The sequence below is a fragment of the Enterobacter sp. ECC-175 genome, from assembly GCF_043968675.1.
In the GTDB taxonomy this organism is placed as follows: Bacteria; Pseudomonadota; Gammaproteobacteria; order Enterobacterales; family Enterobacteriaceae; genus Enterobacter.
In genome coordinates, this window is sequence record NZ_CP143776.1 from 2,830,588 (window position 1) to 2,845,864 (window position 15,277).

Here is a 15,277-nt window from a genome sequence, read left to right on the forward strand (position 1 = left end):
AGATGCAGATAAAAGTTCTCGGCTCGGCAGCGGGCGGCGGCTTTCCCCAGTGGAACTGCAACTGCGAAAACTGCCGCGGCCTTCGCGAAGGCAAGATAAACGCCTCTCCCCGCACCCAGTCCTCTATTGCGGTCAGCGACGACGGCAAAAACTGGGTTCTGTGTAACGTTTCGCCCGACGTTTGCCACCAGCTGCGGGTCTCTCCCGAGCTGAACACCCCTGACGTCCTGCGCGGCACCGGAATAGGCTCCATCATTCTTACCGACAGCCAGATTGACCACTGCGCCGGGCTGCTCAACCTGCGCGAGGGGTGTCCGCATCACGTCTGGTGTACGCCGGAAGTGCATGACGACCTGACCACCGGCTTCCCGGTGTTCACCATGCTCTCCCACTGGAACGGCGGGCTGATTCATCATCCAGTCGAGCCTTTAGACGCCTTCACCACTCTGGTGTGCCCCGGCGTGCGCTTCACCGCCATCCCGCTTTTGAGCAACGCGCCGCCCTATTCTGCCTACCGCGATCGGCCCCTTCCCGGGCATAACGTGGCGCTGTTCATTGAGGACACCGCACGCGGCGTCGGGCTGTTATACGCCCCCGGTCTGGGCGAGCCGGATGAGACGATCATGCCCTGGCTGCGCCGGGCGGACTGCCTCCTGATCGACGGCACGCTGTGGCGCGACAATGAGCTGGCGAACGCGGGCGTGGGGAAAAATACCGGCAAGGATATGGGGCACCTGGCGCTGGCAGAAGAGCGCGGCCTGGCGGCGCTTCTCGCGACCTTACCCGCACGGCGAAAAATTCTGATTCATATAAACAATACCAATCCGATCCTGAATGAAGACTCGGCCGAGCGTCAGAGCCTTAACGACGCCGGCATTGAAGTCAGCTGGGACGGCATGGTCATCGAACTGTAGAGGCTCCGCATGACAGAACTCACCCCTCTCTCTCCTCAGGCCTTTGAAGACGCGCTGCGCGCCAGGGGGGCCTATTACCATATTCATCACCCGTACCATATTGCCATGCACAACGGTGAAGCGACCCGGGAGCAAATTCAGGGCTGGGTGGCGAACCGCTTCTATTATCAGACCAGCATTCCGATTAAAGACGCGGCGATTATGGCGAACTGCCCGCACCCTGACACCCGGCGCAAGTGGGTGCAGCGTATTCTCGATCATGACGGCTATAACGGCGCTGAAGGTGGGATCGAGGCGTGGCTGCGCCTCGGCGAAGCGGTCGGCCTGAGCCGGGAGAGCCTGCTTTCTGAAGAGCGGGTGCTGCCTGGGGTACGCTTTGCCGTGGATGCCTACGTCAACTTCGCCCGCCGCGCCTGCTGGCAGGAGGCGGCGTGCAGCTCGCTAACGGAGCTGTTTGCCCCGCAAATCCACCAGTCGCGTCTGGACAGCTGGCCGCAGCACTATCCGTGGATCGATCCGGCAGGATACGACTATTTTCGCAGCCGCCTCGGGCAGGCCAATCGCGACGTAGAGCACGGCCTGGCGCTGGCGCTGGACTATTGTAATACGGTTGAAAAACAGCAGCGCATGCTGGAGATCCTCCAGTTCAAGCTGGATATCCTGTGGAGCATGCTGGATGCGATGACCATGGCCTACTCCCTGAATCGTCCGCCCTACCACAGCGTGACCGATGACCGCGTATGGCACAAGCAGAGGCTGGTGTAATGACCTTAACTCCCGAACACACCCCTGTTTTCCGCCGCGGCTACCGCATGCAGTGGGAGCAGGTACAGAACTGCCATGTGATCCTCTATCCGGAGGGCATGGCCAGGCTAAACGACAGCGCGGCCGCCATTTTAGCGCTGGTTGACGGAAAGACGTCGCTGGGCGCGATCGTCGCCACCCTGAGCGACCGCTTCCCGGGCGCGGAGGGGCTGGAAGAGGACGTACTGACCTTTTTCCAGCGCGCGTACGAGCAAAAATGGGTGATTTTCCATGAGTGATCTCGCGCCATCCACGGTAAACCCTCCGCTGTGGCTGCTGGCGGAGCTCACCTACCGCTGCCCGCTGCAGTGCCCTTACTGCTCGAATCCGACCGACTTTGCCGCGCAGGATCGGGAGCTCAGCACCGGGCAATGGATCGAGGTCTTTCGCCAGGCCCGGGCGATGGGCTGCGTGCAGCTGGGATTCTCCGGCGGAGAACCCCTGGTCCGTAAAGACCTGCCTGAGCTTATCGCCGCCGCCCGCGAGCTGGGTTTTTACACCAACCTGATCACCTCCGGAATCGGGCTGACGGAGAAAAAGCTGCAGTCCTTCGCCGACGCGGGCCTGGACCATATCCAGATTAGCTTCCAGGCCAGCGACGAGACGCTGAACGCCGCGCTGGCCGGTTCAGAGAAAGCGTTTCATCAGAAGCTGGCCATGGCCAAAGCGGTAAAAGCGCTAGGCTACCCCATGGTGCTGAACTTCGTCCTGCACCGCCACAATATCGACCAGCTTGACCGCATTATCGAGCTGGCGATACAGCTTGATGCCGACGACGTCGAGCTGGCCACCTGCCAGTTCTACGGCTGGGCGCACGAAAACCGCGAAGGGCTGCTGCCAACCCGCGAACAGATCGTTGCAGCCGAAGCGGTGGTGAAGCGCTACCGCGCCCGCATGGCGGAGGAAGGCAGGCTGGCTAACCTGCTTTTCGTCACGCCGGACTACTACGAAGAGCGACCGAAAGGCTGCATGGGCGGCTGGGGGGCGATCTTCATGAGCGTCACGCCGGAAGGCACGGTGTTACCCTGTCACAGCGCGCGCCAGCTTCCCGTTGAATTTCCCTCCGTGCTTGAGCAGGATCTGCAGCATATCTGGTATCACTCGTTCGGCTTTAACCGCTATCGCGGCTACGACTGGATGCCGGAGCCGTGTCGCTCCTGCTCCGAGAAAGAGCAGGACTTCGGCGGCTGCCGGTGCCAGGCGTTCATGCTGACGGGCAGTGCCGATAACGCCGATCCGGTATGCGCCAAATCGCCGCACCACGGCACCATTCTGGCGGCCCGCGAAGAGGCAAACCGAACGCAAAAGAGCATCGAACAGCTGCTTTTTCGCACCCAGGCGAACTCGCGCCTTATCTTCAAGGGCTGACGATGAAGTACGGTGCTGACGCCTGGCGGCTCGCCAGCGGCATGCGGATAAACGCCATCAGCGATCCGTCCGCAACCCGCGCCGCCGCCCTGCTGCTTGTCGATACCGGCAGCGTACACGAGCCGGCTGAGTGGCCGGGGCTGGCGCATCTGCTGGAACATCTGCTTTTTCGCGGCAGCGCGAACGTGGCCGCCGGGGATGGGCTGATGAGCTGGGTGCAGTCCGTCGGGGGCAAGGTAAATGCCAGTACGCAGGCCGTGCAGACCGCCTTCTTCTTTGAAGCGAGCGGCGAACATCTTGCGGGAGGACTCGATCGGCTGAGCGATATGCTCGCCGCCCCCGGGCTTGCCGATCGGGATATCGCGCAGGAAATTGAGGTGATTGACGCCGAATACCGCCTGCTGCGCGACGATCCCGAAACCTGCTGTCAGGCCGCAGAGCGCCAGATGTTTAAGGGCATAGCGGCCCTGCGGCGCTTCCATATCGGCAGCCGGGAAACCTTTGGTACGGATATTCTTCGGCTCCAGCGGGCGCTGCGCCAGTTTCACCAGCGGCGCTTTCGCCCGGCGGGGATGACGCTCTGGCTGCATGGCCCGCAGCCGCTGTCCCAGCTCCACGCGCTGGCAGAGTGCTTCGGCGCGCCTTTTGCGCCTGCCGACGCGCCCGCTGATGACGCGTCAGGCACCCTTTCGCCAGCCGAAGATCTGACGCTCTCCCTGCCCGTCGCGCCCCAGCTTCGGCTGGTCTTCTCTCTTGAGCCTGAGGGCGATCGCGGCTGGCTGAGGCGGCTGGAGCGGTTAGTGCGTGACGACGCGCCCGGCGGGCTAATGGCCCATCTGCGCGCCCATGCCGAATGCGATGGCGTCAGGCTGGCGCATGCGCTGTGCAGCGAAAACAGCATGCTGGTAAGTTTTATCTTCACGCTGAATACCGGCTCGCCAACCGACATCGCGAACATCGAAAGCGCGCTGCTGGCCTGGCTACAGCATCTACGCCGCCTGAGTCCGCTTCAGCGTGAGCACTATGGCCAGCTGGCGAATCGCGACTTCGCGCGGCTTACGCTGCTTGATCAGCTTCGCGCCAGAGCGTTCGGGCTTCCTCCTGTGGAACAGCACGACAGCTGGGACCGGCATATCACCGCGCTGCTCGCGGCACCGCGTCGTCGGCTGGCCGTGCTGCCCGAAAGCGTGGGCGAACGTTGTTATGCAGAAGGGCTGCCGCTGACGCTGAGCCCCTTCGTTAGCGCGCCCCCCACGCGAACCGCGGGCATTTTTCAGTTTTACCCTCGGCCCGAGGCGCTGCCCGCGCCGCCTTTGCCTCGCGAACGGGCACGGCTTCTTCATCTTGCCGACGCGGGATCGGAGCCCGTGCTGCTATTGCGCCCCGCCCCCTTTACCCGCTTCACGGAATGCCAGGCCGCACGCCTGCATGCGGGACTGCGCGCCGGGGCGGCGGAAATTGCGCACTATGGCGGGCATCTGGGCCTGGTCTGCCATCAGGACCGGTGGCTGCTCGAGCTGTCTGGCCGCGAGAGCGTGCTTTGTTACGGCCTGAGCCTTATCAACCCGGCGTTGAACGTGCAGACCCCGGCGCTTCTCAGCGAGGCATCAAGAAGCCTTAGCCGCTCGCGTAAACAGCAGCAGAGCGATATCGCGATCCGGCGCCTGCTGGCACAGTTGCCCGAGGCGCTTGTCTCGCCGGGGAATACTCCCCCGCACTGGCACGCCACGCTTGTCGGCGGCGACAAGCGCTTAAAGACCCGTCTTGCGCACCTGCTGCACGACTTCCCTTTTGCTATCGAAGATGACGCGCAGGCGCCGCCCGCGCCGCCGATCCCGCCGGTTACGCTTGGTGAAAGCGGCGCCGAGAATGCGCTTTTGCAATTTTATCCGCTGGCCGGGCACGATGCACAAGGACGATGGGCGCTGCGGGTGCTGGCTACGCTTTATGCTCCCCGCTACTTCCGCCGTCTGCGCGTGGAGCGAAGCGTCGGCTACGTGGTGCAGTGTGCGTTCCATCGCAGCCGCGGTATTGAGGGTTTGCTCTTTGCGCTGCAATCGCCGAATTACGACCCGGCGCAATTACGTCAGCTAAATGATGAATTTTTACTGCACATGTCTCGCGAACTGCCGTCTTTCGATCTCGCTGAACGGGAGCTGGCGCATAGCACGGTATCCCAACATCTGCGTTGCCTGAGCGCCGACCCTCTTCTGCGGGCGCGTGAGGTTGCGCTGGAAAACCGGGACGGGCTGGAAACCGTCTCGCCGCTGGCGATTGCGGACCTGCTCTACTGGCATCGACTGCTTTTTGCCGCGCCCGCAGGCTGATTGAGCTTTGCCGATACGATCGGGCGCAGCCGAATAGACGGGATTAACGTGAAACCCTTAATATGCTGACGCCATTCTGCTGATTAATTTCTCGTCATAAAAACGTCCGTCGGCATTTAAATTTAAAAACAGAATATTAATTTAAATAAATGCGCGCACAGGTGAACGCTATTCACTGAATAAGCCAGAAGCTATTGTGTAATATTAATCTTGATCGCATTTTATTATTGCGGGACATTGTATTTCTTATTTCCTGTGATATACCTTAAGCAGATGTAAATAACGATGCATGTCTTACACCTCACCCAGCATACCAATGCGGGGTCATAGGTTTCTTTTGCCTATAAGGAGAGAATATATGGATAAAGATGCACAATATAAAACGCTCATGGATAAGGTGTTAAAAGGAACTCGCCATTTATCACAGAAAGGCGTGATAACGGAAAACTTACGCTTTGATGAACAGCAGCGGGAATTTATATCAGCGTCTATGGCGAGGGATGCCTGCGAAGAGGTTATACGCACGCTGGATTTTCATGAATCCTGCCAGCGCGCGGGCCTTGATGACGGTCGTCGCTACTGGTGCTTTCGCCAGAACGGGGAAATCATCGGGCTGACGGGATACCACTATCGCCTGTGGGACCACTCTGACATCGTCTGGTCAGCCTGGTTTGTCGCCGCCCCGCATGCCCCAGCCATGACGAAACTGGGGATGATTTATAACAACATGTACGTCTGCCTGACCCAAACGCGATTTCGCACCATGTACATTGAGCTGTTGGGTAACGGTACAGACTCCAATATCTATAGCATTTTTAAGGCTCTCGGATTGCAGGAGGTCGCTACCTTCCGCCATTTCCACGGCAAGAATAAAGACATGGTCGTGATGAAAATCGATCTTGACGCGCTTCGTGAATTCAGCAGAGAAGAATATGGTCTTAATACTTTATATTGAATCCGGTTCGGGTTCGTTAACCCTTGCGCGAAATATACAGTTCGCGTTAACCCAGGACGGTATCGAAAGTCGCTTACTATCACTGCATGATATATTACCCGCATGGCTTAACGAGGCGCTATTTGGTAATTATCAGCGCTGGTGCAATGAAAATAAAACGTGGTTCGAGAGAATATTTCGTTCACGCTGGTTTTACCCGTGCCTTTATACGCTGCTGCCGCTCATCATTCGCATGAAGAATAAGGGCAAACGGCTGGAAACCCCCTCGGTGTTTAGTAACGTAAAAACCGTGGTTGCCTGCAGCTTTTTTTGCGGCTGGTTCTCCAACTATTGGCAAAAAAACAGCAGCCATCCCCGACCGGTATACGGGGTGTTGGGAGACTACACGGTGTCGCCGGGCTGGAATCTGGCGCTGGAGAGGATTTTCATTCCAATGGCGTTTGAAAGCCCGGTGTTTCGCGCCATTCGCCAAAAGGGCGGAAAGATCACCGCATCCGGCATTCCGGCCTCCCTGAACCAGGTACATGAGGCTGGGGAAAAGGGATGCGTTATGTTCAGCGGCGGCGGCTGGGGGCTTCACCTTAGCACAACGAGTATCGAGTCGCTGCTGGGTATGCCGTCGGTCACCACCCTCATTGTTTTGTGCGGCAGCAATCGGGCGCTGCGTGAAGAACTTAATGCACGTTTTCGCGACCCGATCGGCACCGGCAGGCTTGTGGTGCAACCCTACACCTCTGAGATGCAGAGCCTCTACGCCCGGGCCGAAGTGGTGATTGCTAAAGCAGGCGGGCTCACCCTGACCGAAGTGGCCTTGTGCGGTAAGCCACTCGTGATTAATGGCTATTTGCCCGGGCATGAAGAGGAAAATCTGCGCGTGTTTCTGCGTCATGATGCGGCGCTTTACGCAGATAACGACGGTGAACTCATCAAAGCCGTCCAAACCCTTCTCTCCAGCCCCGAGCGGGCTCTTACCCTGAAAAGACAGGCTGCCGCGCTGGTAAATCAGCAGGCAGGTGCGATCGTTAGCCTACAGATAAAAAAGGATATCAAACATGTGGACGCGTAAATCAACGCATACCGATTATGAGATCATTCCGCAGGAGTACCAAAACTTCATCGCCCGTAATCCGGGCTACACGCGGTACCATGAGGCCAGCACGCTGAGGGTTCAGCAGGCTATTCAGGATTATTTGCAAAGCGGGAAAATCGAAGAGAAAAATATCTGCAAGCTCGTCATCAAGATGACAAATACCTGCAATCTGCGCTGCACCCACTGCTTTCAGTGGCGCGAAGGCGGATTTCACCACGACCAGGACCCCACGGCCATTCCGTTTGATAAATGCCAACACCTGTTCGATTTTGTGGCGCGCAATAAGCCGGACATCATCCTCAACGGCGGCGAAGCGACCATGCACCGTGACTTCGACAAGTTTGTGGAAACGTTCGCCGAAATGGGCTGCTTCATCCATATTTGCACCAACGGGCTAAGCATCAGGAAGTATTACGATCTCTTTACGCGCTGGCACAACCAGCTGGCGTTTCTGATTTCGCTAGACGGCGTGGGAGAAACCCATGACGCTATCCGCGGCAAGGGCACATGGCGTAAAACGCTTGCGTCTATTGACCTTCTGACGGAGGGCAAGCGCAACGGGATGAACTGGCTGATCGGCGTTGAAAACACGTTAATGCCTTCAAATCTTGATGACACGATGGCGCTGAAGGAGATGTGTGAAGAGCGCGGCGTGGACTGGATGATATTTAACCACCTGTGGATCGCCGGGCTGAAGGATCGGCACGAATATAACCAGTTCTGCAAACAGTGGGACATCACGCCCGTCTCTTACTCCGGGTTTGATACGGGTCCCTTCTCAGACGACTACATCGACAAAATTACCCGCACCGTCGAGGCGCTCAGGGCGAGCGAAAAATCTATCCCCGTGCTCTTTGGGCCAGATTATTCAGCGGAGGATCTCGCGCGCTACTATCGCAATGAGATGCCGCCCGCCCCGGCATACCTGAAATTAGGCTGCAAGCTGGATATCGATATCGGTGGTGAACTGGTGCTCACCAAGCAGTTTCCGGATATCGGATTCGGCAGCGTGCTGGACACGCCGGTTGAAGCGCTGCTGGCTTCAGAACGCTACCAGACCGTCGCTGCGGCGTTGCGCAGCTCGTCCCTGAGCATCCTCACGGCCTGCGCAGACACGCACAATTTCCGCATCTAGCCTGCCTTAAGCGCCGGAAATCCGGCGCTATCTCCGCTACTTCGCGCGCCCTTTTGCCCAGTACGCCATAAAATTGATCGCATCGTGCGCCAGCCCCTGTTCACCGACCAGATAGCGGCGCAGCAGCTTCACAACCGTCGATTCGCCCGCCACCCAGCCGTAAAAATCGGTGCTGCGGGTGGATGCTTTATCCCACAGCAGCTCGCCCTCGCTCTCCTCGCGTACCTGCTCGTGCCGGTGGCGCTGAGAAGTGAAAGACGTCGCTCTTACTGCCTCAAGCAGGCATTCTCCGTGCGCCGATCCCGTGCGGCTGCGCGCAAGCCAGGTAATGTCGGCAAACTCAAACACGGTCAAATCGACGCAATCGCCCTCTTCCGGCACCTCAAAAAAAGCGCGAACGTGCGGGGGATTGTCCTGACTGGAGAGCCGCTCGAGGATCCCGCGCGCAGCCGGGAGCGCGGTTTCATCGGCAATAATCAGCGCGCTGCGCAAACCTGCGGGAGGCGTCCACTCGTAGCCGCCGCTGTCTGCTTGATAGGCGGCGTTGGGCGCGACGATCTGAATGGCGTCGCCGGGCGCGGCGTTAATCGCCCACGCGGACGCGGGCCCCTCCAGACCGTGGCGGACAAATTCGACGGTGACTTCCCGGCGAGCCGAATCGACGTGGCGCAGCGTGTAGGTACGCACTACCGGACGCTTCGCTTTTTCCATGTCCTGCACCGCCTGATACCAACTGCTCCCGGCGGGCAGCGACGGCGGCGTGCCGTCTTCGGAAGGAAAAAGCATTTTGATGCGCTGATCCGGCGAATCGGATTTCATTCCCGCCACCTCGGAGCCACCGAAGACCAGGCTCAGCAGCGAGGGGGAAACCTCCGTTTTGCGCAGAAGTTGAACGTTGAACAGACGGTAGCTCTGAACGCCAGCCATATCGTTTCCTTTATTCTTCCTGTGGGGACGGTGAACGGCGGAGCCAGATAACGCCCGACGTCACGCTAAAAAGCACGGCGGTGCAGAGGGCCGCAATCAGCATCGCTACGCTAACGCCGCTTTTCGACACCAGCGGAACCAGCAGCGCGCACAGCCCGTAGCCCAGCGTGTGGCTGGTCGCGATCCAGCCCGCTCCCGCGCCGTCGGCCAGCTTTTCGTTGAGCAAAAGCTGGTAGGCGGGCGTCGCCAGCGCAGCGCCAAACGACAGCAGCGCGCAGCCGATATAAAACAGCCACAGCGGCACGGCCAGCATCAGCAGCAGGCCGCAGAGCATGAGCGCTCCGGCGCTGAGCAGGAGCGCCATCGGCGTCAGCCGCTGGGGGCGCAGCACGCCAAACTGTGCCGCGAGCGACGCGACCGCCGCGGCGCTCAGCAGCCATGCCACCTGGTGGCTAATGGCGTGCGTGTCCATCCCCAGCTGGCGAACCAGCGCGGGAGAAAGGCCAAGCTGCATCAGGCTTACCGTCGCGGAAAGCAGCAGCGCACACAGCAGATACGGCACGCACGCAGGCGTCAGGCCCGCGCGCCTGCGCTCTGCGCCGGGCTGCGGCGGCGTGCCCGGCAGGCGCAGCAGCATAATCAGCGCCAGCAGCGGCGCGACCATCAGCAGCGCCATCGGCGCAAGAGGATGGATCGCGAGCATCGCCGCCGCGCAGAGCGGCCCAAATAGCCGGCCGCAGCTCAGCCCGGAGCTGACGGTCGCCAGCGCCGCCATGCGCCTTCCCTCTCCCGCCCTTTGCAGCGCCCAGACCTGGCAGGCCGGCACCATCGCCGAGACGGTCAGCCCGTAAATCACCCGCGCAACGATCAGCAGGCCAACGCCCGCCGCCGCCGGAACGGCGTGCGTCGCCAGCAGCGCGCTGCCCAGCCCCAGCAGGGTAAAGCTCACGCCATACCCCGCCAGCGCCCAGAGCACCACGGGCTTGCTGCCCACCCGCGCGATCTGTTTCCCCCACCACGGTGAAGACGGCAGGAACAGCATTGAGCCGAGCGTTAACAGCGCGGCCCACACCGACAGGCTGAGGTTTGTCTGGATCACCAGAACGGGAATGGCGACCAGCAGGCCGTTCTGTCCGACGCCCAGCAGCCCGGCGCTGAACGCCATCGGCCAGCAGGACAGCGGTTTTTGCGGGGTTTCCGAGATCTCAAATGTCGTCACAATGTTGCAAATCCATGGATATATTATGTTTATTTGTAAAATTAATTTTATCTATATTAACAATTGCTATTGATAATGAGAAACGTTATCGGCAAAATTCGCATTATCACAACACGTGGAATCTGTTTGATTATGACTTTGCCAAAGACTATTCCGGCCTGGGACGTGGCCGCGCAGTGCTTCCTGAACTCTCTTATCCGTGAAACAAGCGACTGGCGATTAACCGAAGGCCATCCGGCCGAGCTTGTCATTCCGCTTGACGACGGGCGGGCGCTTCACTTCACGGTGGACTATTTCTCACCGACGCAGCACCACCGCTTCGCCTTCCCCGCCAGGCTGGTCAGCGAATCTGGCAGTCAGCCACAGCATTTCACCGATTTCTCCCGACTTATCATCAACAAGCTTCAGCATCAGCTGTCGCTGCCCGCGTCCCATCGCGATGCGTTTTACCAGCGCGTCACGCAGAGCCACGCGCACACGCAGCAGGCCATTGACGCCCGTCACGACTGGGCCGCCCTGCGCGATCGCCCCCTGAACTTTGCCGAGGCGGAGCAGGCATTGCTGGTCGGCCACGCGTTTCACCCGGCACCGAAATCGCACGAGCCGTTTACCCAGCAGGAGGCCGAACGCTACCTGCCGGACTTCGCGCCGCGCTTTCCGCTGCGCTGGTTCGCCGTGGACAAGGCGCAGATTGCCGGCGAGAGCCTCAACCTGAATGTGCAGCAGCGCCTGACGCGGTTCGCCGCCGAGAACGCCCCGCAGCTGCTGCGTGAATTGACCGATAGCCAGTGGCTTTTTCCGCTGCATCCGTGGCAGGCCGCGTATCTGCTCGAACAGCCGTGGTGCCAGCAGCTCGTGGAGAAAAACCTGCTGAAAGATCTGGGCGAGGCCGGCACATTCTGGCTGCCGACCACCTCTTCCCGCTCGCTGTACTGCGCTACCAGCCGCGACATGATCAAGTTTTCCCTCAGCGTGCGCCTGACCAACTCCGTGCGCACGCTGTCGGTGAAAGAGGTGAAGCGCGGCATGCGCCTGGCGAACCTCGCGAAAACCGGGCGCTGGCAGGATCTCCAGACCCGCTTCCCCACCTTCCAGGTGATGCAGGAGGACGGCTGGGCCGGTCTGCGCGATCTCGACGGCAACATCATGGCCGAAAGCCTGTTTGCCCTGCGCGAAAACCTGCTGGTCGATCGGACGCAAAGCCAGACCAACGTGCTGGTTTCCCTGACGCAGGCCGCGCCGGACGGCGGCGATTCCCTGCTCGTTGCCGCGGTAAAACGCCTGAGCGCGCGCCTCGGCATTACGGCGCAGCAGGCGGCCCACGCGTGGGTCGACGCCTACTGTCAGCAGGTGCTGAAGCCGCTGTTCACCGCCGAAGCGGATTACGGCCTCGTGCTGCTGGCGCATCAGCAAAACATTCTGGTGCAGATGCAGCAGGATCTGCCCGTCGGGCTGATCTATCGCGACTGTCAGGGCAGCGCCTACATGCCGCACGCCGCGGGCTGGCTGGACGTCATCGGCGAAGCGCAGGCGGAAAACATCTTCACCCGCGAGCAGCTGCTGCGCTACTTCCCTTACTACCTGCTGGTGAACTCGACCTTTGCCGTTACCGCCGCGCTGGGCGCCGCCGGGCTCGACGACGAGGCGAGCCTGATGTCACGCGTGCGCGCGCAGCTTTGCGCGGTGCGCGAGAAGGTCACCCACACGGCCTGCCTCGACTACGTGCTTGAAAGCCCGGTCTGGAACGTGAAGGGCAACTTCTTCTGTTACCTGAACGATCGTAACGAAAACACCATCATCGACCCGTCGGTGATCTATTTCGATTTCGCCAACCCGCTGCTGGCGCAGGAGTGCTGAATGTCTAAGGCAACTATCGTTCACGGCGGGCACGGCCTGCGCTGTGAAAAACTCGACGTAAACCTGAATCTCGGCTGGGGCATGGACAACAGCGCCGTGCTGCGCTGGCCGGGCCCGCTGCCGGAAGGCTGGCTGCGCGATGCGCTGGACCAGATTTTCATCGCCGCGCCGCAGATCGCGGCCCTCGTCCTCCCCTACGCCGAATGGCGCGAGGAGCCGCAGGCGCAGGCGATTTTCGACACGATCGACAGCGACGTTATCCACCGCGACGCCTTTATGCAGCTGCCGCTCTGGCTCAGCGCACCGGCGAATCGGGCATCCGGGGAGAGGGTTTACGACGCCGAGCGCGAGATCTATTTCCCCCGCCGCCCGGCGCGCCCGCAGGGCGAGGTTTACCGCCGCTACGACCCGCGCGTGCGCAAAACGCTGAGCTTCCGCGTGGCGGACCCGGCGCAGGACGCCGAGCGCTTCACCCGCTGGATGAACGATCCGCGCGTGGAATATTTCTGGGAGCAAAGCGGCTCGCTGGAGGTACAGACCGCGTATCTGGAGCGTCAGCTGACGGGACAGCACGCGTTTCCGCTGATCGGCTGTTTTGACGACCAGCCGTTTAGTTACTTTGAAATTTACTGGGCGGCAGAAGACCGCATTGGCCGCCACTACGCCTGGCAGCCCTACGATCGCGGCCTGCACCTGCTGGTTGGCGAGCAGGCCTGGCGCGGCGCGCACTACGTCCAAAGCTGGCTGCGCGGGCTTACGCACTACCTGCTGCTCGACGAGCCGCGCACCCAGCGCACGGTGCTGGAGCCGCGCGCCGACAACCAGCGCCTGTTCCGCCACCTGGAGCCCGCGGGCTACCGCACGGTGAAGGAGTTCGACTTCCCGCACAAGCGCTCGCGCCTGGTGATGGCGGATCGCCACGCCTTCTTTACGGAGGTTGGCCTGTGATGAACCGCACGGACTGGGAAACGGTAAACCGCCAGCTTGTGGCGAAAATGCTGGCCGAGCTGGAATACGAGCAGGTCTTTAAGGCCGAATCTCTCGGCGAGGGCCGCTACTGCATTAACCTGCCGGGCGCGGAGTGGCACTTTAGCGCCGAGCGCGGCATCTGGGGCTGGCTGTGGATCGACCCCGACACGCTGCGCTGCGCGGATGAAACCGTAGCGGCGCAAACGCTGCTGATGCAGCTTAAGCCGGTGCTTTCCATGAGCGACGCCACCGTCGCTGAACATATGCAGGATCTCTACGCCACCCTGCTGGGCGATCTTCAGCTGCGAAACGCCCGCCGCGGAATGAGCGCGGACGATCTGATCGCCCTGGACGCGGACCGCCTGCAGTGCCTGCTGAGCGGTCATCCGAAATTCGCCTTTAACAAGGGCCGCCGCGGCTGGGGCCAGGAGGCGCTGGCGCGCTACGCCCCAGAGTACGGCAACACCTTCCAGCTGCACTGGCTGGCGGTGAAGCGCGACCACATGGTCTGGCGCTGCGACAGCGAGCTGGACGTCCAGCAGCTGCTGGCGGCGGCCATGGACCCGCAGGAGCTGACCCGCTTTACTCAGGCCTGGCAGGATCGCGGGCTCGACGACGGCTGGCTGCCGCTCCCGGTGCATCCGTGGCAGTGGCAGCAAAAAATCGCCCTTGATTTCGTTGCCGATCTGGCCGAAGGCCGCATGGTATCGCTGGGTGAATTTGGCGACCGCTGGCTCGCCCAGCAGTCGCTTCGCACCCTGACCAACGCCAGCCGCCAGGGCGGGCTGGATATCAAACTGCCCCTGACGATCTACAACACCTCCTGCTATCGCGGCATTCCCGGCAAATACATCGCCGCCGGGCCGCTGGCCTCCCGCTGGCTGCAGCAGATCTTCGCCACCGATAAGACGCTGGTACAAACCGGCGCGGCGATCCTCGGCGAACCGGCGGCGGGCTATGTCTCCCACGCGGGCTACGGCGCGCTCGCGCAGGCGCCCTATCGCTATCAGGAAATGCTCGGTGTGATCTGGCGTGAAAACCCGTGCCGCTGGCTGGAGCCGGATGAAAACCCAATTCTGATGGCGACGCTGATGGAGTGCGACGAGCGCGGCAACCCGCTGATTGGCGCCTATATCGCCCGGTCGGGCATGGAGGCGGAAGCCTGGCTTTCCCACCTGTTCCGCGTGGTGGTGGTGCCGCTCTACCACCTGCTGTGCCGCTACGGCGTGGCGCTGATCGCCCACGGGCAAAATATTACCCTCGCCATGAAGGACGGCGTGCCGCAGCGCGTCCTGCTGAAGGATTTTCAGGGCGACATGCGGCTGGTGAAGGATGAGTTTCCGGAGATGGACTCCCTGCCTCAGGAAGTGCGGGACGTTACCGCCCGCCTGAGCGCCGACTACCTGATTCATGATTTGCAGACCGGCCACTTCGTGACGGTGCTGCGCTTTGTTTCGCCGCTCATGGCGCGCCTTGGCGTACCGGAGAGACGCTTTTATCAACTGCTGGCGGCCGTGTTGAGTGATTACATGCAGGCGCATCCCGACATGTCGGCGCGCTTTGCCCTCTTCACGCTCTTCAAACCACAAATCATCCGCGTTGTGCTGAACCCCGTAAAGCTGACCTGGCCTGACCAGGACGGCGGCAGCCGCATGCTGCCGAATTATCTCGAGGATCTGCAAAATCCGCTGTGGCTGGTAACCAGGGACTAA

13 protein-coding genes are annotated in these 15,277 nt (G+C 60.9%); 11 read left to right on the top strand and 2 right to left on the bottom strand.

Annotation, left to right across the window (positions count from 1 at the left end; translation table 11 throughout):
- Positions 1-2 precede the first annotated feature (2 nt).
- The 8 genes from pqqB to V1599_RS13585 all read left to right on the top strand — a co-directional run bounded on the left by pqqB (position 3) and on the right by V1599_RS13585 (position 8,593).
- Positions 3-914, top strand: coding sequence for a pyrroloquinoline quinone biosynthesis protein PqqB (pqqB, locus tag V1599_RS13550; protein ID WP_395300230.1), 912 nt, complete (start codon positions 3-5; stop codon positions 912-914).
- Positions 915-923: 9 nt separating this feature from the next.
- Complete coding sequence (gene pqqC, locus V1599_RS13555) at positions 924-1,679, top strand: pyrroloquinoline-quinone synthase PqqC (RefSeq protein ID WP_395300231.1); 756 nt, start codon at positions 924-926, stop codon at positions 1,677-1,679.
- Entirely contained in the window at positions 1,679-1,957 is a 279-nt protein-coding gene (gene pqqD, locus V1599_RS13560) for a pyrroloquinoline quinone biosynthesis peptide chaperone PqqD (protein ID WP_297122915.1), read from the top strand. Before pqqC ends, pqqD begins: the two co-directional genes overlap by 1 nt.
- Positions 1,950-3,086: a pyrroloquinoline quinone biosynthesis protein PqqE gene (gene pqqE, locus V1599_RS13565; protein WP_112010030.1), complete on the top strand. Its 1,137-nt coding sequence runs from the start codon at positions 1,950-1,952 to the stop codon at positions 3,084-3,086. Before pqqD ends, pqqE begins: the two co-directional genes overlap by 8 nt.
- A 2-nt stretch (positions 3,087-3,088) precedes the next feature.
- Positions 3,089-5,413: a pyrroloquinoline quinone biosynthesis protein PqqF gene (pqqF, locus tag V1599_RS13570; RefSeq protein ID WP_395300232.1), complete on the top strand. Its 2,325-nt coding sequence runs from the start codon at positions 3,089-3,091 to the stop codon at positions 5,411-5,413.
- A 358-nt stretch (positions 5,414-5,771) separates the two neighbouring features.
- Positions 5,772-6,368, top strand: coding sequence for a hypothetical protein (locus V1599_RS13575; protein ID WP_112010031.1), 597 nt, complete (start codon positions 5,772-5,774; stop codon positions 6,366-6,368).
- Complete coding sequence (locus V1599_RS13580; protein ID WP_395300233.1) at positions 6,346-7,434, top strand: glycosyltransferase; 1,089 nt, start codon at positions 6,346-6,348, stop codon at positions 7,432-7,434. The genes V1599_RS13575 and V1599_RS13580 overlap by 23 nt, the downstream gene beginning before the upstream one ends.
- On the top strand, positions 7,421-8,593 hold the full coding sequence (locus V1599_RS13585) for a radical SAM protein (protein ID WP_112010033.1): 1,173 nt from the start codon (positions 7,421-7,423) through the stop codon (positions 8,591-8,593). The genes V1599_RS13580 and V1599_RS13585 overlap by 14 nt, the downstream gene beginning before the upstream one ends.
- Positions 8,594-8,629: 36 nt before the next feature.
- Here V1599_RS13585 and V1599_RS13590 read toward each other — a convergent pair whose 3' ends face one another.
- Both V1599_RS13590 and V1599_RS13595 read right to left on the bottom strand, forming a co-directional pair.
- Positions 8,630-9,520: a siderophore-interacting protein gene (locus tag V1599_RS13590; RefSeq protein WP_112010034.1), complete on the bottom strand. Its 891-nt coding sequence runs from the start codon at positions 9,518-9,520 to the stop codon at positions 8,630-8,632.
- A gap of 10 nt (positions 9,521-9,530) precedes the next feature.
- Positions 9,531-10,685 carry an MFS transporter gene (locus tag V1599_RS13595; RefSeq protein ID WP_395301578.1) on the bottom strand — a complete coding sequence of 385 codons (1,155 nt, stop codon included), beginning with the start codon at positions 10,683-10,685 and terminating at the stop codon, positions 9,531-9,533.
- Between the two features lie 186 nt (positions 10,686-10,871).
- Between V1599_RS13595 and iucA the strand changes: the two genes are divergently transcribed.
- From iucA to iucC, 3 genes are read left to right on the top strand one after another with little or no spacing between them, the layout of a single operon-like run.
- The gene (gene iucA, locus V1599_RS13600) at positions 10,872-12,596 is read left to right on the top strand and encodes an aerobactin synthase IucA (protein ID WP_395300234.1); all 1,725 of its coding nucleotides are present in this window, start codon (positions 10,872-10,874) and stop codon (positions 12,594-12,596) included.
- The gene (gene iucB, locus V1599_RS13605; RefSeq protein ID WP_112010036.1) at positions 12,597-13,544 is read left to right on the top strand and encodes a N(6)-hydroxylysine O-acetyltransferase; all 948 of its coding nucleotides are present in this window, start codon (positions 12,597-12,599) and stop codon (positions 13,542-13,544) included.
- Positions 13,544-15,277, top strand: coding sequence for an aerobactin synthase IucC (gene iucC, locus V1599_RS13610; RefSeq protein WP_395301579.1), 1,734 nt, complete (start codon positions 13,544-13,546; stop codon positions 15,275-15,277). Before iucB ends, iucC begins: the two co-directional genes overlap by 1 nt.

Bases quoted from the DNA above. Each gene is read 5' to 3' on its own strand.
- pqqB (WP_395300230.1), top strand. From the start codon at position 3: ATGCAGATAAAAGTTCTCGGCTCGGCAGCGGGCGGCGGCTTTCCCCAG.
- pqqC (WP_395300231.1), top strand. From the start codon at position 924: ATGACAGAACTCACCCCTCTCTCTCCTCAGGCCTTTGAAGACGCGCTG.
- pqqD (WP_297122915.1), top strand. From the start codon at position 1,679: ATGACCTTAACTCCCGAACACACCCCTGTTTTCCGCCGCGGCTACCGC.
- pqqE (WP_112010030.1), top strand. From the start codon at position 1,950: ATGAGTGATCTCGCGCCATCCACGGTAAACCCTCCGCTGTGGCTGCTG.
- pqqF (WP_395300232.1), top strand. From the start codon at position 3,089: ATGAAGTACGGTGCTGACGCCTGGCGGCTCGCCAGCGGCATGCGGATA.
- V1599_RS13575 (WP_112010031.1), top strand. From the start codon at position 5,772: ATGGATAAAGATGCACAATATAAAACGCTCATGGATAAGGTGTTAAAA.
- V1599_RS13580 (WP_395300233.1), top strand. From the start codon at position 6,346: ATGGTCTTAATACTTTATATTGAATCCGGTTCGGGTTCGTTAACCCTT.
- V1599_RS13585 (WP_112010033.1), top strand. From the start codon at position 7,421: ATGTGGACGCGTAAATCAACGCATACCGATTATGAGATCATTCCGCAG.
- V1599_RS13590 (WP_112010034.1), bottom strand. From the start codon at position 9,520: ATGGCTGGCGTTCAGAGCTACCGTCTGTTCAACGTTCAACTTCTGCGC.
- V1599_RS13595 (WP_395301578.1), bottom strand. From the start codon at position 10,685: ATGGCGTTCAGCGCCGGGCTGCTGGGCGTCGGACAGAACGGCCTGCTG.
- iucA (WP_395300234.1), top strand. From the start codon at position 10,872: ATGACTTTGCCAAAGACTATTCCGGCCTGGGACGTGGCCGCGCAGTGC.
- iucB (WP_112010036.1), top strand. From the start codon at position 12,597: ATGTCTAAGGCAACTATCGTTCACGGCGGGCACGGCCTGCGCTGTGAA.
- iucC (WP_395301579.1), top strand. From the start codon at position 13,544: ATGAACCGCACGGACTGGGAAACGGTAAACCGCCAGCTTGTGGCGAAA.